Genomic DNA, 20,574 nt, shown 5'->3' with positions numbered 1-20,574 from the left:
CCCTGATTTTTTTACCCGATTCCAGACCTCTGCCGAAACCCTAGCGTCCCCTTAACGATCGTCGTGCGGCAACGCCACGGGCGAGACCAATTGTTAAGACGCTCGTTCGGTTGGACTAGTTCGGGAGGACGGCCTTGAGCCCGTCGACCTCGGCCGTGAACCGGTCCTTCCAGCCCTTCGGAGCGGTCCAGTTGGTCCAGGTGCCGCTCGGCTTGGTGACGAAGGCCGTGTCCGAGCACGACCCGGAGGCCGACCGGCAGTCCCCGCCGTTGAGCTTCAGCTTGATGGTGACGCTGGAGAGGAGCTCGTAGCCCTCATAGTGGAGGGTCCAGGAGCTGCACGGGGCGTACTTCGGCTGGGCGCACGACTTGTCCTTCGTCCACCACAGCCTGCGGTCCTTCGCCTTCCCGCAGGCCTCGCTCTCGCTGGTCTTGGTGGTGCCCCAGGGGTAGTTGATCGAGGCCTGGAAGGTCGCGCAGCCCTCCTGGCCGCCTTCGCGTACGGGGATGTTGATCTTCCCGTCGGTCACCGGGGCCCACTCCGAGGAATCGGCGGCCTTCGCCTGCACGACCACCTCGCTGCCCTCGACGGTCGGCGAGGTGACCGCGAAGTCGACGCCGAGCACGGCCGGGGTGGCCGTCGCGGCCGGTGCGGTGAGCTCGTCGCTGACGTAGCACTCGTCGAGCGCGGCGACCGCCTTGTCGGCCTGCTTCGTGACGCCGGCGTCCTCGACCTCCATGACCTGGGTGGTGATCAGGCCGGCCATCGCAGTCTCGTCGACGTCGCCGAGGCAGTCGGTGTCGGTCAGTGCCCACTCCTTGCCGATCGCCTTGCTCCAGTCACCCGAGCAGGAGAGCAGACCCTCGGCGTACGTCGTCGCCTGCTGTCCCCGCCACGCGCCGGTGTAGCTCACCGACTCGCCAGAGATCTGGATCAGCCCGGCCTTGCGCAGGGCGTCGCTGCGCTCGTCCTTGACCAGCTGCTCGGCGGCACACGTGGCGTCCCCGGCCGAGGCCCAGGCCGGCTTCGGCGCGTCCGCGGCGATCGCCGCCACCGCCTTCTTGTCCTCCGCGCTCAGCGGGCCGAACCCGAGACGCCCGGTGAAGAACGCCCAAGCCCCGGTGCCGAGCAGCGCGACGAGCACCACCGCGCCCGCGGCACCGAGCCCGATCAACAGTCCCTTGTTGCTCTTCTTCTGCTGTTGGTGGTGCGGCGGCAGCCCGTAGGCCGAGGCGTACGCAACCGGCGGCTGCCCCGGAGGCGGCCCGTAGCCGCTGGGCGGTGCCGCCGGCATCGCCGTCGTGGGTGGCGGCGGGGGCGGTGCCGTCGGCGGCTGAGCAGGCGGGGGCGAGGAGGGAGGGGGCGACGACGGGGGAGGCGACGACGGGGGAGGCGACGACGGGGGAGGCGGAGGAGGCGGCGGGGTGGGGCGCGCGCTGGGGATCCGGGTCGCGTCCGGGTCGATGGGGTTCGCCGGCTCAGGCGCCGGAGGCGGCGTGGGCCGCGGCGTACCCGGTCTCGTCTTGTCCTGGTCGTCTGGCCCCATGTCGCACGCCCCGCATGTCAGTGAAGTGGAGCGACTGGGCCGAGCGACCCGAGTCGTAGGGCACATCGTAAAGACACTTCGCCGAATTCGCAGCCGGGGCCTCAGTACTGGCCTGGATACCGGCCGGGGTCGCGCGGCCGGCGCTGCTGCGGTGGCTGGCCCCGGAGGTCCCGAGGGGGCCGCGGGCCGCGCATGGGCGGGGGTTGGCGGAGCTGGTGATCGATCTGCTGGCGGGGGTGGTGATAGGCAGGGGCCATCGGCCGCCCGACGGCCGCCGGATGCGGCGAACGAATTTTCGTTCGCCCGCGCGCGAGTCGGCTCGGCCACCAGATGATGTCGCCCAGATCGAGGTTGATGGCGGTCACCAGGATGGAGCGGACCACGAGGGTGTCGAGGAGTACGCCGAGGGCGATCGCCAGGCCGATCTCGATGAAGCTCACGTGCGGCAGCGTGGTGAGCACGGCGAAGGTGGCGGCCAGGACGACGCCGGCGCTGGTGATGACGCCGCCGGTGGCCGAGAGCGCGACGAGCGAGGCGCGCCGGGTGTCGCCGTGCTCGACGGCCTCCTCGCGGACCCGGTGCATCAGGAAGATGTTGTAGTCGATGCCCAGCGCGACCAGGAACACGAAGACGAACAGCGGGAACTCGCGGCCCTGTCCGGCGAATCCCATCGCGTCGAAGATGATCGCCGAGAGGCCGAGCGCGGCGCCGAAGCTGAGCACGACCGTGGCCATCAGCAGCAGCGGGGAGAGGACCGAGCGGAGCAGGATCATCAAGATGATCAGCACCAGCCCGAGCACCAGCGGCATCACGACCTTGGTGTCCCGGTCGGTCGCCGAGGCCATGTCGAGCTGGATCGCGGCGGTGCCCGTGGCGAGCGCGCCGGCGCCGTCGACGGCGTGGACGACGCCGCGTACGTCCTCGACGGTGTCGAACGACGCCTTCGACATCGGGTCGGTGGCCAGCGGGACCGCGGTCAGCGCGACCTCGTGGGTGCCGTCGGTGACCGGGGTGACGCCCTCGTAGCCGGCCTTCGTGAGCGCCTCGACGACGTCCTTCTCCGTGCCATGGGCCGAGACGACCTGGATCGGGTTGGAGGGGTCGCCGAGGTCGTGCTCCTCGAGTACCCGGTCACCGATCAGCGACGGGAAGTCCTTGGTGTAGGTCTCCGAGCTGTCCAGCGTGGTGATGTTGAGCATCGAGAGCCCGCCACAGCAGGCCAGCAGCACCGCGGCGGTGCCGATCCAGACCGCTCGAGGCCGCTTCCGGATCCAGTCGCCGAGCCGCGCCCAGATGCCGCCGGACTTCTCGCCGGAGGTGCCGTACGCCGGCTTGACCGGCCAGAACACCCAGCGACCTGTGATCACCAGCAGGGCCGGGAGCAGGGTCAGCATCACGACCAGACCGGCGACGATGCCGATCGCGCAGACCGGGCCGAGGCTGGCCGTCGACCCCATGGTGGCGACCATCAGGCCGAGCATGCCGACGGTGACCGTGCCGGCCGAGGCGATGATCGCGGGGGCCGACCCGCGCAGCGCAGCCGCCATCGCCTTGTGCCGGTCCTCGTGGCGGCCCAGCTCCTCGCGATAGCGGGCGATGAGCAGCAGCGCATAGTCGGTGCCCGCGCCGAAGACGAGCACGTCGAGGATCGCCCGGTTCATCTGGTTGAGGGTCAGCCCGGCGTACATCGCACAGAGATAGACGACCCCCATCGACACGACCAGCGCGACCAGCACCGAGACGAGCGGGAGGAACCACAGCACCGGGCTGCGGTAGGTGATCAGCAGGATCACGATGACCACGCCCGCGGCGGCGTAGAGCAGCGCGCCGCCGATGCCGGCGCCGGCCTCCATCTGGTCGGCCGTGGAACCACCCGCGCCGCCGATGTAGACGTCGACGCCGTCGATCTTCGTCATCTCGACCAGGTCGTCGCGTAGCTCGAGCAGCGCGGTCGGGTCCTCGTCGGCGTAGTTGACCACGAGCGAGACCGTGGCGACCTCGCCGTCGGCCGAGACCAGTCCGTGCTTCTGGCCCTTCTTCTCCCCGGTCGGATAGGCGATCGCCGGCATGACCGGCTGATCCGGCTTGCTCTCCTGGGTCACCACGCCGTCGAGCGACGCGATCTCCGGGATCTGCAGCACGATCGCGGTGTAGTCGGACTTCGTCAGACCGCCCTCGCGGTGGTAGACGATCGTGGTGGTCAGGTCGTCGGGGTCCTGCACCTTGGCGAGCTCGTCGATCGCCTGGGTCGACTCCGCGTTGGCCGGGAGCCAGTCGGAGTTGTCGTGGGACTCGACATCGCCGAGCTTGCCCGTCAGCGGACCCATCAGGACCAGCATCACCAGCCAGAAGCCGAGCACGACCCACTTGGTGACGGGCCCGGTGATGGCGCTGACGATCCGCTCAGACATACGTCCATGCAACCAATGCCCGTGGGGGCAGCGTCACAGCGGGACGTCCGGGCCGGCCGTGGGTGTAAGCGAGTTCACAGCCGGCCGAGCCGACTAGGCCAGCCACTCCTTGACCTGGGCGATGGACGCGAGACCGTCGGTGCCGAAGGCGGGAGTCACCTGGAGGCTGGTCACGCCGGCCTCCTGGAACGCCGCGATCCGCTCCTTCACGAACGACTCCGGTCCGACCAGGTTGCCGGCCTCGAGCCAGGCGTCGGGGACCTCGGCCTCGGCGTCGCGCTTGTGGCCGTCGAGGTAGAGGTCCTGGATCTTCTTGGCCGCGTCCCCGAAGCCGTACTTCACGGCCATGTCGTTGTAGAAGTTCTTGCCGCGGGCGCCCATGCCGCCGACGTACAGGGCCAGGAGCCCGCGCATCGTGTCGCGGTGGCGCTTGGCCTCGTCGGGGTCGTCCGTGATCGCGAGCAGACCGCCGGCGGAGATCTCCAGCGGCTTCAGGTCGGGCGAGCGCTTGGCCAGGCCCTTGTCGATGGCGTCGCCCCAGACGTCGCGGGCCTTGTCGGGCAGGAACTGGAACGGCAGCCAGCCGTCGGCGATCTCGGCGGTCATGGCGACGTTGTTGTCACCGAGCGCGGCCACCCAGATCGGGGTGTCGGCACGCTCGGGCCTGTTGAGCAGCTTGAGCGGCTTGCCGAGGCCGGTGCCCTGGTCGGCCGGCAGCGGGATCTTGTAGAGCCCGTCGCTCTTCAGCCGCTCGCCCCGCAGGCCGGCGCGCAGCAGCCCGATGATCTCGCGGGTGCGGGCCAACGGCTTGTCGTACGCCACCCCGTGGAAGCCCTCGATGACCTGGGGCCCGCTCGCGCCGAGGCCCAGGATCGCGCGGCCGCCGGAGACGTTGTCGAGACCGGCCGCGGTCTGGAGCAGCGCTCCCGGCGTACGGCTGTAGATGTTGAGGATGCCCGAGCCGAGCTCGACGGTCTCGGTCTTCGCGGCCAGGTAGCCGAGCAGCGAGACCGCGTCGAAGCCGTACGGCTCGGCGACCCAGAGCTGGTCGAGCCCCGCCTTCTCCAGGCCGACGACCTGGTCCGCGGTCTCGCGCGGGTTGCCGAAGTAGGTCAAGGGCATCGCAAGCTTCATACTGGGCTGCTTCATGTTGGGGAGGCTACCGTGACCGTGTGACGGAGATCAGGTTCGGATACAAGGCGTCCAACGAGCAGTTCGCACCCACGGAGCTGCTGAACTACGGCGTGATGGCGGAGGAGCAGGGTTTCGACTCGGTCTTCATCTCCGACCATCTCCAGCCCTGGAGACACGACGGCGGTCACGCGCCGTTCGCGATGACCTGGCTGGGCGCGCTCGGTGCGCGCACGGAGCGGATCGTGATGGGCACGTCGGTGCTCACCCCGACGTTCCGCTACCACCCGGCGATCGTGGCGCAGTCCTTCGCGACCCTCGGCTCGCTCTTCCCCGACCGCGTCGTGCTCGGGATGGGCACCGGTGAGGCGATGAACGAGGCCCCGCTGGGCATCGAGTGGCCCGAGGGCAAGGTGCGGTTCGCGCGGTTCCGCGAGGCCGTGCGCGTGATCAAGAAGCTCTGGTCCGAGGACCGGGTCACCTTCGAGGGCGACTACTACCAGCTCGACCGGGCGACCATCTACGACAAGCCGTCGACGCCGGTCCCGATCTACCTGGCCGGCAGCGGTCCGGCCGCGACCAAGTACGCGGGCCGAGCCGGTGACGGCTACATCACCACGTCGGGCAAGGGCGCCGAGCTCTACACCGACACGCTGCTCCCGGCCGTACGGACCGGTATCGAGCTCTCCGAGCGCAAGCCGGAGGACGTGGACATGATGATCGAGGTCAAGGTCTCCTTCGACCACGACCTGGAGCAGGCGATGGAGGCGACCCGCTTCTGGGGCGCTCTGGGTCTCAGCGCCGAGCAGAAGCACTCCGTCGAGGACCCGGTCGAGATGCAGCGTCTCGCCGACGCGCTCCCGACCGAGGCGACCGCCAAGCGGTTCATCGTGTCGACGGACCCCGACGAGCACGTCGCGCGGATCAAGGAATACCTCGACATGGGCTTCACCCACCTGGTCTTCCACGCCCCGGGTCCGGACCAGGCGAAGTTCCTCAAGCTCTACGGTGAGGAGATCCTCCCCAAGCTCCGCGCTCTCGCCTGAGCTGGGCCGGAGCATGGCCAGGGCCCCGGCCGGGAATCAGAACCGGGGCCCTGGGAGGACCGCCCCACATACGTGGTACGCCGTCCGGATGTGTTGTGTTGCACTCGTTTGGGATCGGTTGCGAATTCCATTTCCGGTGTGGTCGGCAGGCACCTACGCTCACCAGGCATGAGCCTGATGGTCGACCCGTTCGTGGACGCCGCCGAGAAGCACCGGCGCGAGCTGCGTGTGCACTGCTACCGGATGGTGGCGAGCTTCGACGAGGCCGAGGACCTGGTGCAGGAGACCCTGGTCAAGGCCTGGGAGCGGCGCGACCAGCTGACCGACCCCGAGGCGATGCGGGCGTGGCTCTATCGGATCGCCACCAACACCTGCCTCGACTTCCTGCGCCGCAACGAACGGCGGCCGAGGACGTACGCCCCGCTGCCGGGGTTCGACCACGGCACCGGTGAGCCCCCGGAGCTGCTGGAGTGGCTCCAGCCGTTCCCGGACTCCCTGCTCGAGCCGGAGCGCCCGGAGGACGAGGCGGTCGCGCGGGAGACGATCGAGCTGGTCTTCCTGACCGCGATCCAGCACCTGACCCCGCAGCAGCGGGCCGTCTTCGTCTTCCGTGAGGTGCTCGGCTGGTCGGCCGCCGACACCGCGGCCGCGCTCGACGTCACCGTCGCCACCGTGAACTCGCTGCTGCAGCGGGCCAAGCCGGCGCTGCGCCGTCATCTGCCCGAGGACCGGTCGACGTGGCGTACCGAGGGGCCGACCGAGGAGGAGCGGAAGGTCATCGACGCCTACATCGCGGCCGGGGCGAGCAACTGGCGCGAGGGCATCGCCGACCTGCTGACCAGCGACGCCGTCCTCACCATGCCGCCCAACCCGTTCTGGTTCACCACCCGCGACGCGCTGCTGTCGTTCGTGCTGCCCAACCTCGACCCGGCCTCGCCGACCTACCTGGGCGAATGGAAGTTCATCCCGGCGCAGGCCAACCGGATGCCAGCGGTCGCGGGCTACGTACGCCGCCCCGGCACCACGATCTACCGCCCGCAGACGCTCGACGTGCTCCGCATCGTCGACGGGAAGCTCGCCCAGATCACCACCTTCGAGCCGCATCTCTTCCCCGCCTTCGGGCTCCCGCAGGCACTCACCTGAGAAAGTTTGCGCCCACCCGATGAGTTGCTGGCCCGGCGTACGTCCTAACGGGCAGATCACGCACACCAGGTGTGTGAGGACAGCTCAGGAGACATCATGAACGCACGGCTTCAGGACCGCACCGCCATCGTCTGGGGCGGCGCGGGCGACATCGGCTCGGCGACCGCGAAGGCCTTCGCCGAGGCGGGTGCCACGGTCTACCTCGCCGGCCGCACCGAGGCCAGCCTGGCGGCCAGAGCCGAGGAGGTCGGCGCGGCCGGCTACGGGGTGGTCGACATCCTCGACGAGGACGCCGTGATCGCCTTCGTGGAGCGGGTCGTCGCCGAGACCGGCTCGCTCGACATCTCGTTCAACGTCGCCGACCGCGGCGACATCCAGGGGCAGACGCTGCTGGAGATCTCCGCCGCCGACTTCACCCAGCCGGTCGTACGCGGCATCGCCGGCTCCTTCCACACCGCCCGCGCGGCCGCGCGGCAGATGGTTGCGCAGGGCCGCGGGGTCGTGCTCGCGCTCGACTCCGGCTCCGCACGTGGCTCGGCGCCCGGCATGGGCGGGACCAGCGCGGCCGACGGTGCCCTCGACGCGCTCGTCCGTGATCTCGCCGCGGAGGTCGGACCCTCCGGCGTACGCGTCGTGGGGATCTGGACCGCCGGGATCACCGAGACGTTCACCGCGGAGAAGTTCGAGCGGGTCCTCGGGACGCGGCTGCCGGATGAGGCCCTCGACGGGATCCGGGCGAACCTCGACGGCATGCGGATGACCAAGCGGTCGCCGCGGCTGAAGGAGGTCGCCGACACCGCGACCTTCCTCGCCTCCGACGGCGCCGGCGCGATCACCGGCACCTGGCTCAACGTGACCAGTGGGATGTACCCGAGCTGACCGGGTTATGGTTCCCGGCATGTCCTGGACCAGGGGTGAGCCGCTCACCGACGTACATCGGGAGCGGCTCATCGCCGCGGGGCTCGAGCCGGAGGTGCTCGCCGGGCTCCAGCTCAGCGAGATCACCGGGCCGTTGCCGGAGTGGTGGCACGAGGGCGGCAACGCGCTCTACCTGCGCGACGGGTTCCCCCTCGACAAGCGGCTGATCGAGCTGCTCGGGTTCTACCCGTTCTCCGACGCGCTGATCGTGATCGCGACCGACATCACCTCGATGCAGGCGCTGCTGGTCGGCGGCGACTCGCCGACCATCTTCATCGGCCCGGACACGAGCATGGTCTGGGGCGAGATCTACTGCGGCGGCGGCTCTGCGGTGATCCTCTCCGGTGGTTTCGTCGCGACCTCGCGCGCGCAGATCGACGCCCGCAACGGCGGCTCGATCGTGGCTGCCCGCGACCAGCTCTGGGCAGCCAACGTCTACGTCGCCACCGACGACATGCACCGGCTCGAGGACGGCGAGACGGGGCAGCGGATCAATCCGTACGGCGCCAACATCCGCTTCGGCGAGCACGTCTGGCTCGGCCGTGACGTGATCGTCACCGGCCACGCCGAGATCGGTGACGGTGCCGTCGTGGGCATGCGCGCCATGGTCCGCAACCAGAAGGTCGAACCGCGTACGGCGGTGGCCGGCGTCCCCGCCCGACTGATCCGCGAGAACGTGGTCTGGTCCGGCGAGGACACCCCCTGATCCCTGCCCCGACTGTTCAGAGCCCGCTTAGAGCTCGAGCAGCGGCACGAGAGCGCGAGCGAACTCGGCGGGAACCGCACTGGCGCCCACGTGGTTTCCGGGCATGTCGACCAACGGTTGACGCAGCAGATCGGCCAGGGCCTGGGCCGCCCGACGCGCCAGCTGGTGATGGCTCAGCGCACCGGCGCACACGGTCAGCCGGACTCGACGGCTGACCTCGATATCGGGCTCGTAGAAAACGCTGGGGCCGGCCATCTGGCCAAGGAAGTAGCGGTTCTTGTCGAGCTCCTCGGCCGGTAGCTCCGGCAGCGCGATGTGCGCGGGAGGCACCTGATCCTGCGCCGTGTGGTGGGCGGCGCCGCTGAGGTCGAAGAACTCCTGCACGGCTTGCTGAGGATCGGTCGTCGCGACGGCGAAGGCCGATGCCGCGCGGTCGGCGAGGGTGGAATCGTCTAGGAGAGTGATCAGGGGCGGCTCGTGCAGCACGGCCGATCCCATGATCTCGGGATGCTGCTTGGCCAGCTCGAGAAGGGTCACGGCTCCGCCGCTCGTACCGACGAAGAACGCCGGTGCGCCGGTGAATGCGTCGACCAGCGCAGCGAGGTCTCCAGCGAGGATCTCGGGCGTCGGCGCAGCCATTCCAGGTCTCACGCGACTGGCCCCGATGCCGCGAGGATCATGGGTGACGACGGTGAACTGCCCTGCCAGCTCCTCCGCGAGAGCTGCAAACCCGGCTCGCCCTGCCGGCGCTCCGACGAGGAAGAGCAGCGGCCCGTTTCCCTGGACGCTGTACGTGATCTCCGTGTCAGGCCGCTCGAGGACGTTCAACGAGCCGGTTGCTTGATCGGTGTAGTCCGCGATCTTGCGGCTGATCACCTCGAGGGCCCGGTCCAACGCCTCCCGGCGTTCTTCGACACGACGGCGATGCGCGGTGAGCAGCTCCAGCCGCAACCGCGACGGGTCGGTGACCTCGGTGTCGGCTCCGGTGAACTGCGCGATGTCGGCCAGGGGCATCCCGGTTTCGCGTAGGTGGACCAGCATGCGGATCACATCGACATCGGCCGCAACGTACTGACGGCGCCCAGCAGCGTCACGCCGAGGGGCAGGCACGATCCCCTCCCTCTCGAAGTACCGCAGTGTGTCGGGTTCGAGGCCGGTACGCGCGGCGACCTCTCCGATGCCGAACCGCACTTCTTGCTCGCTCATGGGGTAAGCCTCCGACCTGGACCTCGGTTCAGGTCAAATGGATCACCGACCCCCGACCCGCGCTCGCGCTCCACCGAACCTCCGAACGGCCCGCCGCTCGTAACGTCCCATTCACATTGCGCCCGCCGCAGCGTCGCTGCCGGCACGCACGCTTGACGCCATGGCATCGGCCCACCGCCCCCTTGTGATCGGCCATCGCGGAGCGCCCGGCTATCTGCCGGAGCACTCCTTGGAGTCCTACCGTCTGGCGCTTCGCCAAGGCGTGGACGCGCTCGAGACGGACGTGGTGATGACGAGCGACGGGGTGATGGTGCTCCGCCACGAGAACGAGCTCTCCCGCACCACGGACGTGGCCTCGCGCCTGGAGTTCGCGGAGCGGTGTACGACCAAGGTCATCAGCGGCAAGAAGTGGACCGGCTGGTTCACCGAGGACTTCACCTTCTCCGAGCTGCTCAGCCTCGGGGCGCCGACGACGAGCCAGCCGATCATCACCCTCGACACGCTCCTGCTGCTCGTCGCCGACGAGTCGCAGCGCCGCGGACGGCGGGTCGGGCTGCACGTGGAGGTCAAGCACCCGACGTACTTCGCCTCCATCGGCCTGCCCGTCACCGAGACCCTGCTGCAGACCCTCGCCGACCACGGTGTCGACGCCTGGAACAGTCTACCGGGCCTGCCCACCCAGCGGCTGTGGCTGCAGAGCTTCGACGAGGCGTGGGTGCGGGAGATGAGCACCCGCACCGACCTTCCGCTGGTGCAGCTGGTCGACAAGAAGTGGGGTGCGGTCGACTGCGCGGAGATCGCGACGTACGCCCAGGCCATCGGCCCCAAGAAGTCGATGGTGCGCAAGAAGGGGCAGCCACCCACCGGTTTGGCCGACGAGGCCCACGAGCACGGTTTGCTGGTCTTCGTCTGGACCCTGAAAGCAGGCCGCGACCAGGCGAATCGCCTCTTCGAGGCCGGTGTGGACGGCGTGTTCGCCGACTACCCGAACCGTCCGATCGCGGCCTTGGCCGACATCACACAGGTTCAGACCGCCTGAGGCTGGCGCCCGCACGTAGGGTGTGGGGCATGCCGCCCCTCAACGCGGACCGCGCCGTCCTGATCGCCGCTCGGGAGGTCCTGCTCAGGGACCCCCGCGCGACCATGGCCGCGGTCGCAGAGGAAGCCGGGATGGGAGTGGCCGGGCTCTATCGGCGCTACGCCAACAAGCAGGCACTGCTGCGGGCCGTCGCCGCCGACAGCTATCGTCGCTACATCGCCTTCGCCGAGGCGGCGCTGAGCGACACCGACGACCCGTGGCACGCGTTCACGGGTTTCCTGCGCCAGGTGCTCGACGACGGACTCCCGCGGCTCACCCTCGCCCTGCGCGACGAGGTCAGCTTCGACGAGGTCCTGCGTGACCTGGACAAACTCGCCGTACACACCACCAACCGCCTCCTGCGCGGCGCCCGTGGCAGCGGCATCCTCCGCCCCGACGTCACCCGCGCCGACATCACCGTGCTCCTCGAACAGATCAGCCGCATCGACGTAGGAGACGACGTACGCAGCACCGCCCTGCGTCGCCGCTACCTCGCCCTCGTCTGCGACGGCCTGCGCGCCGAGGCAGCCAGCCGCCGCCTCCCGGGGCCGCCTCCGCATGAAGCTGAGCTGATCGGGCGGTGGGCGGGGGAGATCTCGAGCGTCTCCTAGGCTGGCCGGTCGGTTGGTCGCATCCTGGGTTGGTCTGCGTTCGTTTCTGGGGTTCGCCGCCGACCCTTGGTTCGATTGTTTCTCGATCGCACACCGCGTCAAGGACGGGCTTCGCCCGCCGGCTTCGCCGGTCGCCTGCGGCGATCCTTGACCCGGTGCGCGATCGAGAAAGATTTGGCCTGTATCGGGTCGGCGGCGAGGGTGTGGCGCAGCGGATTCAGTTGGGTGCGGGCTTGGGGTCGTGGGCTGGTCGGGCGGGGGAGTCCCGGTGCCTCGGGGTGCCTACGGCAGTGGGTGCGAACTTGTGAATGGTTCACAAGCGGGCCGTTGTTCTTGACCGGGGTGGGTTCGGTGCCGGTCGGGTCGCGAGTTCCCACCGATCGGGAGAGTTCCCCACGGGCGTGGAGGTTCCCCATGCTCCGGAGCGTGGGGAACCTCCACTGGAGTGGGGAAGTGTCCTCGCCGGTGGGGAGCGGCGGGCGTGGAGTCGAGAAGGGTGGCTGGAACGCTCATTTGGGCACCGGGAGGGCGGCTTCAGCGAGAGCTGAGACCGGTCGTCGGTTGGAGTCGTGGGGCCCGACGGGCCGGCCCGTTGGTGTGGTTCCTCGCCCAGTCGTTTAGGGGCGGCGGGTGAACCTGATGGTGCCGTCGGGTAGTCGCTCGTGGGTATAGCCGGGTGCGTGGGCCAGGCGGTGATGGTGGGGACAGAGCAGCGCCCCGTCTTTGAGGTCGGTCTTGCCGCCGGCGGCCCAGGGTTCGAGATGGTGGGCGTCGCACCACTCCGGTGGCATGTCGCAGCCCTCGGCTTGGCAGCACTTGTGCTGCAACCGCATCGCCTTGCGTTGGATCGGCTGGAAGAACCTGCTGCCACGACCGGCATCGAGGACCTCACTGTCACCGCCCAACACCCAGGGGATGATGGTCGCGTTGCACGCCATCCGACGGGCCTCCGCTGCGGAGATGGTGGCCCCGTTGGTCTCGTCATAGCCCAAGGTGGCGATGCCGAGGTCTTTGCGGAGCTCCTCAAGGCTGATGACCACGTTGACCACGGTGGCGTCGCCACCGTGGCGGGGCAGCCCGGCGGGGTCGATGGTCTCGAGGAGCCGGCCGAAGCCCTGGCCCATCAACCGCTCCCACGGCGGCAACGACGCACCCTTGGCGACCAACTGCTGCTTACGTGGCTGGGCCCAGGCCTCCACCAGCCGCTTGAACCGCATCCCCACCGAAGTCGGCAACACGCCGTCGAACCCGATGGTGCCGTCGTGGTTGTCCCAGACCCGTAGCGCGGTCTTCTGCTGAGCCCGCTCCTCTTCGGCGAGAAGTGCTTGGGCTTCGGCGTCTTCGAACCGGGCCGGGTCGATCTCGGCCAGGATCCGTCGTCCGACGATGCGGAGTTCGTTGGCGGTCAGGCGACCGGCGTAGTCCACGAGGAGCTTCTCGGCGAGGACCAGGTCCTCGGCGCTGGCGACGGGGTCGGTCTCGATCTTGTCGAGGGCCTGGGTGATCACCCGGGCCTTGTCCTGGGACACCACACCCTCGGCAAGACCATCAGCCACGAGGTCGTACTTGGTCACCGCCGCCGCGAGTTTGATCTGGGAGCGTGCCACGGCTTTGTCGACGAGGAGTTCGGTCCGCATCCACCCGGAGGCGTCTTTGGCGCCGGTCTCCTCGGCGATATCGCCGGCCGTCGCGAGCACCCTCAGCTTCAGGGCAGCTTGTTGTGCTTGGAGCTTCTCCAGCCGTTCGAGCAGGTCCTTCTTCTGGCTCGTGCGCCAGTAGGCGGGGTCGGTGGCCAGCAACTCTTGGAGGGCGGTCTCGATGGCGGCGAGGGCAGCGTCGATCGCGTCGCCGGGGTTGGTGCCCCAGTGGTCGATCGAGCGGCCGAGACTCATCGCTGTCCTCTCCTCGGAGGTGTGCTGTGATGGGTCTGATTCTACGCTCACCGCCTCTGTCTGGCCACCTATTTGACCAGGTCAGACACTGTTTTCGCGGTGAGTGAACGGCCTCGTTTCTGTGGATGGTAAGTGGTCCCTAGGGCCACCCTTGCGCCCCATCAACCTCACCTGTCTCAAGCAAGATTCCGCTGCGCCACACCCGGGCCGCCGCCCCGATAGCCAGCCAAGTTTTTTCTCGATCTGGTCCGGAGTCCAGGACCGCCGAAGGCGGCCGGCGAAGCCGGCGCCCGAAGGGCGTCCTTGACGCCGGTCCAGATCGAGAAGACCCTCCAAGAACGGGTCGGCGGCCCACCCCAACCCGAAGAAGCGATCCCGCCGAGAAGACAAACGCCCCCGCGAAAAAACTCAGTTCTTCCGAAGAAGCGCAGCAAGAAGCCCGATAGAGCCGCCGACGATCCAGGGAAGCGGAAGAAGCCAGCGAAGGTCCTCGACGCTGTGGATGACGACGGTCCCGCTGACGATCAGAGCCCAGACGACGACGAAGACCAGAAAAGCGAGACCCATGACCAGATGGCCGATGTTGACCGGGTGCCGACCGGTGGGCTTCGGCGGTTGCGCCTGGTCCTCGAAACGCGGCGGCGGGGCGTAGTCGTAGCTCACGGGTTGCTCCTCTCGGCCGTTCCGACGAAGGCGGCGGCTCGGGGGTCGCTCTCCTCGAAGACCTTGATCTCGCCGACGTCAGCTGTGGTGGTCAGATGGAGGTCGGCGTCGTCGGCGAGACCGGGTTCGCTGCCTTCCTTCCCGGCGACATGGGTGCGGGCCAGGTTGAACCCGCCGACGTCGCTGCGGGTCTCGTCGAAGATCTGCGCCTCGCCGACGGCGCCGACGGAGGCGTCGACGGCGACGGTGGCGTCGTCGGGGACGATCACGGTGATCTCACCGAAAGAGCTGTTGATGTCGAGCTCTCGGCCGTCGAGCGCCTTCGCATCGATGGCGCTCAGGTCCAGCGTGATCTCGCCGGCGTCGACCTGGTACGACGACTCCAGCATCGCGACGCTCCGCGGATGGGACTCGATGCTGCTGCCGGTGTCGATGTTCGAGGGGTCGATCATGGTGAGCGGCAGTGCGGCGAGCGCCAGCAGCCCGAGGAAGATCAGCCCACCGGCCCGGCCCCAGAAGGCGCCGAGCACGAGGAAGCCACCGAAGACGGCCAGGAGTGCGGCCGGGTAGGCGCTGGTCGGGACCGGCGCCCAGTCGGCGACGTCGACGAGCCCGAGGACACCGACCACCAGTGCGGCGACCGCGATGGCGCGGCCGAACAGCAACGGCGGGCGCCGCCTACCGGCCACGGTGACAGGCGCGCTGGGATCGTACGATCCGGGCGGCCACGGCGCCGGAAGAGTACGCGTCGGGGCCGCGGGAACGTGCATGCTCGTGGTGGCAGGGGACGAGGCAGGGGACGGAGGAGGTCCGCTGCGCTTGCGGCCCCACTTGCCGCGGTTGGCGTACCAGAGCGCGACCACCCCGAGCACCGCGAGCCAGAACCACGGGACGCTGGTGTCGCCGAACGCGTCGCCGAGCAGCGAGATCGCCGCGATCCCGCCGGCGATCCAGAGCAGGAGGTTGCGGGCAGGTGGTCCGACGGGGATCATCCCGTCCTCGGCACCCTCCTCGGGCACCAGCACCCAGGCCGCGACGTACACGATCCCGCCGGCGCCCCCGAAGAACACCGCCACGACCAGCAGCACCCGCACCAGCAGCGGGTCGACGTCGAAGTGGCGTGCGATCCCACCCGCGACGCCGGCGATGTGCCGTCCCTCCGGGGAGGCATGGGTCGTACGCCGCAGGCCGCTGAGGTTGCGCAGCTGCTCGACACTGGGCCGGGCGCGCGCCTCGGAGACAGGCGGTGGCGGCTCCGGGTTGGGAGGCGGCGGCGCCTCGGGCGGGATCGTCACACCCCTACTCTGACTCCTCCGCACCCCGCAGACCATCAGGGACGGCCCTGAGTTCTCGACGAGCAAGGATCAGGGTGAATCCTCATGGCACACACCCGTGGTTGGTGTGACGATGGATGTCATCATGACGACAACCCACGCCACCGCGGAGCTACCGGAACCGCCCCCGGAGCGCACAGGCCCCACGGCTTCGGGCTCCGCTCCAGCGGTACGCCGCGCCTACCGCGACACCGACGCGTCGGTGATCGGTGGCGTGGCCGCGGGCCTGGCCGAACACCTCGGCCTCCCGGTGCTCGCAGTGCGCGCGTTCTTCGTGGTGACCGCCGTGTTCAGCGGCTTCGGCGTGCTGCTCTACGCCGCCCTGTGGATCTTCATCCCCGCCGCGCCTCTCCTGGAGCAGTCCACACCAGGCGGTGAGAGCGCGACCCGCGGTGGCCGCCGCCCGGCCGCGCGTTCGGGCGGCGTCGACAAGGGCCCGGCGATCGCGCTGCTCGCCCTCGGGTTCGGTGCCGTGGTGCTCTTCGACACCGTGCTCGGTGCCGGTGCGCTGATCTGGCCGGCGATGCTCGGTGTCGCCGGTGTCGCGCTGCTGTGGCGCCAGGCCGACGCCGCCCAGCGAGAGCGCTGGATCGACGGCACCGGACGCCTCGACCTGGTGCGGATGGTGTTCGGCAAGGGCGGCTGGCGGGCGTACGTCCGGGTCGGCGTCGGCGTCGGCCTGATGCTCTTCGCGGTGATCCTCGCCGGCGGCCAGCTCGACTTCGGCAACGCCACCGCGCTGATCATCGCCGGGCTGATCGTGCTCGGCGCGGGCTTCCTCGTCGTCGGGCCGTGGATGCACCAGCTCGCCAGCGACCTGGGCAGCGAGCGCGAGGAGCGGATCCGGAGCCAGGAACGTGCCGACATGGCTGCTCACCTGCACGACTCGGTCCTTCAGACCCTCGCCCTGATCCAGCGCAACTCCGGCGATCCCGCGATGGTGCAGAAGCTGGCCCGCGCCCAGGAGCGCGATCTGCGGGAGTGGCTCTTCTCGACCCCGGCCGAGGCCGACGAGACGTTCGCGGCCGCGCTGAAGGCGGCCGCAGCAGAGGTCGAGGACGCCCACGGCGTGACCGTCGACGTGGTGGTCGTCGGCGACGGCCCCTTCGACGAGACGGTGCGCCCGATCGTCGCCGCCACCCGCGAGGCGGTCACCAACGCCGCCAAGCACGCCGGCACCGGCCGGGTCGACGTCTACGCCGAGGCGACCGAGGAGGCCTTCGAGGTCTTTGTCCGCGACCGGGGAGCGGGCTTCGTCGTCGACGAGGTCTCCGCCGACCGGCACGGCGTACGCGACAGCATCATCGACCGGATGTCGCGCCACGGCGGCAGCGCTGTGGTGAGATCGTCTCCGGGAGAGGGCACCGAGGTGCGGCTGAAGCAGCCGCGGATGGAGAGCAACCATGAGTGAGGTCAAGGTCGTCATCGTCGACGACCATGCGATGTTCCGCACCGGCGTACGCGCCGAGCTGAGCCGTTCGCCGGTGATCCGGATCGTCGGGGAGGCCGAGGATGTCGACTCCGCGGTCAAGGCGATCGCCGAGGGCAAGCCCGACGTGGTGCTGCTCGACGTACATCTTCCCGGCGGTGGCGGTGTCGAGGTGATGCGCAAGGCGCCCGCCGTCGACGGCTCGCCGCGCTACCTCGCGCTGTCCGTCTCCGACGCGGCCGAGGACGTCATCGGCACCATCCGCGGCGGCGCCAGGGGCTACGTCACCAAGACCATCACCGGTGCCGAGCTGGTCGCCGCGATCCAGCGGGTCTCCGGCGGAGACGCGGTCTTCTCACCGCGTCTGGCCGGCTTCGTGCTCGACGCCTTCGCCGGCACCATCGCCATCGCCGACATCGACGAGGACCTCGACCGTCTGACCGAACGAGAGCGCGAGGTGATGCGCCTCATCGCCCGTGGCTACTCCTACAAGGAGGTCGCCGGCGAGCTGTTCATCTCGATCAAGACGGTCGAGACCCACATGTCCAACGTGCTGCGCAAGCTACAGCTGTCGAGCCGTCACGAGCTCACTCGCTGGGCCAACGACCGCCGCCTGCTCTAGTTCTAGGCCGGCTCCGGTGGGCGAGCCTCCATCAGGTGGGCGAGCTCATCGGTCTCCGCGTCGGTGAGCGTCGTGAACCCGTCGCCGCGCAGGATCTGCAGCGTCCCGTCGGAGATGTCCAGGAACAGCCCCACGAGACGTACGTCCCGGCCTGCCAGGAGCTCCCCGAGGCGGTCGATCATCACCGCGACGTTGACCTGGGAGACCTGGTCGACCTCGCTCCGGCCGGCCGCGGCGGCTGCGGCGCCGACCGGATGCCCGGCCTGCCACTCGTGGATGGCCGGAGCGGCATGGCGCAGCCAGTCGCCGACCGGCCCGGCGGGCACGTCCCCGGCACGGGTGCTCTCCATCGCGGAGGTGATCGCCCCGCAGCGGGAGTGGCCGCAGACGACGACGGTGTTGATGCCGAGGTCGTCCACGCCGAAGAGCATCGGCGCCGCGACCGAGCTGTCCGGGCTACCGGGCTCGGGCACCAGGTTGCCCATGGTGCGCACGGTCAGCAGGTCGCCCGGGCCGCTCGACGTGATCAGGTTCGGCACCACCCGGGAGTCGACGCAGGTCAGGAAGACCGCGTGCGGCTCCTGGCCGTCGGCGAGCCCCTCGTAGACCGGGCGCAGCGGTGCCGCGTGGCGGCGGTGGTACTCCCGCACGCCGAGGGCGAGCGGGTGGTGACGATCGGTGCGGTCGGCACGTACGTCCTGCCAGGCGCTCCACGGCAGCAGGCCGCGGGGGCTGATCGGCGGCGCCTTCAGCGCGCGCTCCTGGCGGGGCGCCTCGTCGCCGTGCGGTCCGGAGTGCTCCACGAGCACGGTGCCACCGGCTTCCTCGTAGCGGGCGCGCCAGTGGTCGAGCTGGTCACGTCCTGCCGGGTCGAGGTAGTCGACCAAGAGGTCGAGCTCGACGACCTGGCCCTCCGGGATCTCGTCTAGCCTGCTCACCAGTGTCGGCGTCGCCAGGAACGAGAGGCTGCCGTGCACCTCGACCAGCCACTTCTCGCGGCCGTCGGCGGCCTGGCCGGCCATCCGTACGTCGATCCGCACATGGACCAGGCGCCACAGCACCAGGACCAGCGCGGCCACGAGGCCGATCATCACACCTTCGATGAGGTTGAGCGCGAGCACTCCCGCGATGGTGAGGCCGTAGATCCACAGCTCGCCACGGGCGTGCGCCTGGGAGATGTCGGCAGGCCGGACCAGGCCGGTGCCCATCATGATCAGCAGCCCGGCCAGAGCGGCGAGCGGGATCTGCTCCACGAGTCCGACCAGGACGAGGGCGAAGAGGAGCACCCAGACGCCGTGCAGGATCGCGGACACACGGGTGCGGGCTCCGGCGGCGACGTTGGTCGAGCTGCGCACGATGACGCCGGTGACCGGGAGGCCGCCCAGTGCGCCGGATGCGGAGTTGGCCAGACCCTGACCGACGAGCTCGCGGTTGAGGTTGCTGCGCGGGCCGCCGTGCAGCTTGTCGACGGCGACCGCCGAGAGCAGGCTCTCGACGCTCGCGACCAGCGCGACGGTGAGCACCGCGCCGGCCACGGCGAGCGGGGTGCCCTCCGGCAGCGCGACCGAGCCGATCTCGTCGAGCAGGTCACCGCCGAGCTCGACCCGCTCGGCGCCCGGCAGCCACGCAGCCGCGAGGAGGGTGAGCGCGACGACGGCCACCAGCTGGCCGGGCACCGCGCGGATCCGCTGCGGGAGCCGTGGCCAGGCGAGCAGGATGGCGATCACCCCGAGCCCGGCCAGGACGGCGTGGATGTTGGGTTCCTGAGCGTTGCCGATGATGTGCTGGACGTTCTCGAACGCGCTGGACTGCGACCGGCCGCCGAGGGCGACGTTGAGCTGGCCGAGGACGATCGAGATCCCGATCGCGGCCAGCATCGCGCTGACCACGGTCGGAGAGATGGCCAACGCGTAGCGCCCGAGCCGGGTGGCACCGAGCAGGACCTGGAGCACGCCGGCCATCACGGTGATGGCGCAGGTCGCCTCCCATCCGAACTCGGCGACCGTCTCGGCCACGACGACGGTCATGCCGGCAGCAGGGCCGCTGACCTGCAGCGGGGAGCCGCCGAAGAGGCCGGCGACGATGCCGCCCGCCGCGGCGGCGATCAGGCCCGCGGCGACAGGAGCACCGGAGGCGACGGCGATGCCGAGCGAGAGCGGCACGGCGACGAGGAAGACGACCAGCGAGGCCGGTACGTCGAAGCGGATGGACTGGCGGAGCTGGTCGAGCGGTCTGGACCCGCCGGTGGGCAGGGTCGGGCGAGGTGATGACACGTCAGAATCCTCCTTGCGGAGCCGAGAGCGATGGTGGCGGTCACGGTGAGAGTAGGCAGACACCGCCGAATTCCCCAAGGCGAATGTGACCAAAATCGTGTGATCGTTCGAAAACGTGCCGAAGCGGTACCGCGTGGTGGGCTCCGAAGCGCTGGCTCTAGTCTTTGCCCATGGAGATCGTGCGGCACATTCTGCTCGTCATTCACCTGCTCGGCTTCGCGGCCCTCTTCGGCGGCCTGCTGGTGCAGATCAAGGCCCCTGACAAGGTCGCCAACGGCCTCATGCGCGACGGCTCCGGCACCGCGTTCCTCGCCGGGCTGCTGCTCGTCGGCGTCCTCGAGATGGGCGACGGTCCGGTCGACCACGCCAAGGTCGGCGTGAAGCTCGTGATCGGCCTGGTCATCCTCGGCCTGGTGATGTCGCAGCTGCGCAAGCCCAAGATCTCCGACGGGCTCTACTGGACGATCTTCGGGCTGACGATCATCAACGTCTGCGTCGCGGTCTTCTGGTCCTCCGCGCACGTCGCTGCCTGACGATCCCCCAGGGCCCGCCGACCCGCGACTTG

General features: G+C 69.7%; 17 protein-coding genes. 9 read left to right on the top strand and 8 right to left on the bottom strand.

Annotated features, from left to right (window positions below; translation table 11 throughout):
- Positions 1 to 115: 115 nt before the first annotated feature.
- The 3 genes from ACW14X_RS10040 to ACW14X_RS10030 form a co-directional block, all read right to left on the bottom strand.
- Complete coding sequence (locus ACW14X_RS10040; protein ID WP_457165502.1) at positions 116 to 1,294, bottom strand: hypothetical protein; 1,179 nt, start codon at positions 1,292 to 1,294, stop codon at positions 116 to 118.
- Positions 1,295 to 1,647: 353 nt separating this feature from the next.
- Entirely contained in the window at positions 1,648 to 3,957 is a 2,310-nt protein-coding gene (locus tag ACW14X_RS10035) for an MMPL family transporter (protein ID WP_457165501.1), read from the bottom strand.
- A gap of 93 nt (positions 3,958 to 4,050) precedes the next feature.
- Positions 4,051 to 5,106 (bottom strand): LLM class F420-dependent oxidoreductase, encoded by a 1,056-nt coding sequence (locus ACW14X_RS10030; protein WP_457165500.1) that lies wholly within the window; start codon positions 5,104 to 5,106, stop codon positions 4,051 to 4,053.
- A gap of 23 nt (positions 5,107 to 5,129) precedes the next feature.
- Here ACW14X_RS10030 and fgd point away from each other — a divergent pair, with 23 nt between their 5' ends.
- The 4 genes from fgd to ACW14X_RS10010 all read left to right on the top strand — a co-directional run bounded on the left by fgd (position 5,130) and on the right by ACW14X_RS10010 (position 8,901).
- A complete protein-coding gene (gene fgd / locus ACW14X_RS10025; RefSeq protein WP_160025275.1) occupies positions 5,130 to 6,134 on the top strand; it encodes a glucose-6-phosphate dehydrogenase (coenzyme-F420) in 1,005 nt (334 codons plus the stop codon).
- 168 nt (positions 6,135 to 6,302) lie between these two features.
- Positions 6,303 to 7,277: an RNA polymerase subunit sigma-70 gene (locus ACW14X_RS10020; RefSeq protein ID WP_457165499.1), complete on the top strand. Its 975-nt coding sequence runs from the start codon at positions 6,303 to 6,305 to the stop codon at positions 7,275 to 7,277.
- Positions 7,278 to 7,373: 96 nt separating this feature from the next.
- A complete protein-coding gene (locus tag ACW14X_RS10015) occupies positions 7,374 to 8,156 on the top strand; it encodes an SDR family NAD(P)-dependent oxidoreductase (protein ID WP_457165498.1) in 783 nt (260 codons plus the stop codon).
- A 19-nt stretch (positions 8,157 to 8,175) separates the two neighbouring features.
- On the top strand, positions 8,176 to 8,901 hold the full coding sequence (locus ACW14X_RS10010) for an acyltransferase (protein ID WP_457165497.1): 726 nt from the start codon (positions 8,176 to 8,178) through the stop codon (positions 8,899 to 8,901).
- 27 nt (positions 8,902 to 8,928) lie between these two features.
- On the opposite strand, the gene ACW14X_RS10005 is transcribed toward ACW14X_RS10010, so the two are convergent.
- Complete coding sequence (locus tag ACW14X_RS10005; protein WP_457165496.1) at positions 8,929 to 10,107, bottom strand: alpha/beta fold hydrolase; 1,179 nt, start codon at positions 10,105 to 10,107, stop codon at positions 8,929 to 8,931.
- A gap of 160 nt (positions 10,108 to 10,267) precedes the next feature.
- On the opposite strand from ACW14X_RS10005, the gene ACW14X_RS10000 reads away from it, so the two are divergent.
- Together ACW14X_RS10000 and ACW14X_RS09995 are read left to right on the top strand one after the other, a co-directional pair.
- Entirely contained in the window at positions 10,268 to 11,146 is an 879-nt protein-coding gene (locus ACW14X_RS10000; protein WP_457165495.1) for a glycerophosphodiester phosphodiesterase family protein, read from the top strand.
- Positions 11,147 to 11,175: 29 nt separating this feature from the next.
- Complete coding sequence (locus ACW14X_RS09995) at positions 11,176 to 11,796, top strand: TetR/AcrR family transcriptional regulator (RefSeq protein ID WP_457165494.1); 621 nt, start codon at positions 11,176 to 11,178, stop codon at positions 11,794 to 11,796.
- A 617-nt stretch (positions 11,797 to 12,413) separates the two neighbouring features.
- On the opposite strand, the gene ACW14X_RS09990 is transcribed toward ACW14X_RS09995, so the two are convergent.
- From ACW14X_RS09990 to ACW14X_RS09980, 3 genes are all read right to left on the bottom strand, one after another.
- Positions 12,414 to 13,688: an HNH endonuclease signature motif containing protein gene (locus ACW14X_RS09990; RefSeq protein WP_457165493.1), complete on the bottom strand. Its 1,275-nt coding sequence runs from the start codon at positions 13,686 to 13,688 to the stop codon at positions 12,414 to 12,416.
- A 408-nt stretch (positions 13,689 to 14,096) separates the two neighbouring features.
- Complete coding sequence (locus ACW14X_RS09985; protein ID WP_160025267.1) at positions 14,097 to 14,351, bottom strand: hypothetical protein; 255 nt, start codon at positions 14,349 to 14,351, stop codon at positions 14,097 to 14,099.
- Positions 14,348 to 15,646 (bottom strand): PspC domain-containing protein, encoded by a 1,299-nt coding sequence (locus tag ACW14X_RS09980; protein ID WP_457165492.1) that lies wholly within the window; start codon positions 15,644 to 15,646, stop codon positions 14,348 to 14,350. Before ACW14X_RS09980 ends, ACW14X_RS09985 begins: the two co-directional genes overlap by 4 nt.
- A gap of 124 nt (positions 15,647 to 15,770) precedes the next feature.
- Between ACW14X_RS09980 and ACW14X_RS09975 the strand changes: the two genes are divergently transcribed.
- Positions 15,771 to 17,096, top strand: a complete 1,326-nt coding sequence (locus tag ACW14X_RS09975; protein ID WP_350719665.1) for a PspC domain-containing protein — start codon at positions 15,771 to 15,773, stop codon at positions 17,094 to 17,096.
- Positions 17,089 to 17,736 (top strand): response regulator transcription factor, encoded by a 648-nt coding sequence (locus ACW14X_RS09970; protein WP_350719667.1) that lies wholly within the window; start codon positions 17,089 to 17,091, stop codon positions 17,734 to 17,736. Before ACW14X_RS09975 ends, ACW14X_RS09970 begins: the two co-directional genes overlap by 8 nt.
- Positions 17,737 to 17,738: 2 nt before the next feature.
- Here ACW14X_RS09970 and ACW14X_RS09965 read toward each other — a convergent pair whose 3' ends face one another.
- Positions 17,739 to 20,009 carry a SulP family inorganic anion transporter gene (locus ACW14X_RS09965; RefSeq protein ID WP_457165491.1) on the bottom strand — a complete coding sequence of 757 codons (2,271 nt, stop codon included), beginning with the start codon at positions 20,007 to 20,009 and terminating at the stop codon, positions 17,739 to 17,741.
- Between the two features lie 170 nt (positions 20,010 to 20,179).
- Between ACW14X_RS09965 and ACW14X_RS09960 the strand changes: the two genes are divergently transcribed.
- On the top strand, positions 20,180 to 20,542 hold the full coding sequence (locus ACW14X_RS09960) for a hypothetical protein (RefSeq protein WP_160025265.1): 363 nt from the start codon (positions 20,180 to 20,182) through the stop codon (positions 20,540 to 20,542).
- Positions 20,543 to 20,574 lie beyond the last annotated feature (32 nt).

The sequence above is a fragment of the Nocardioides sp. YJ-D4 genome (assembly GCF_054031495.1).
This window is presented reverse-complemented; position numbering and strand designations above follow the sequence as displayed.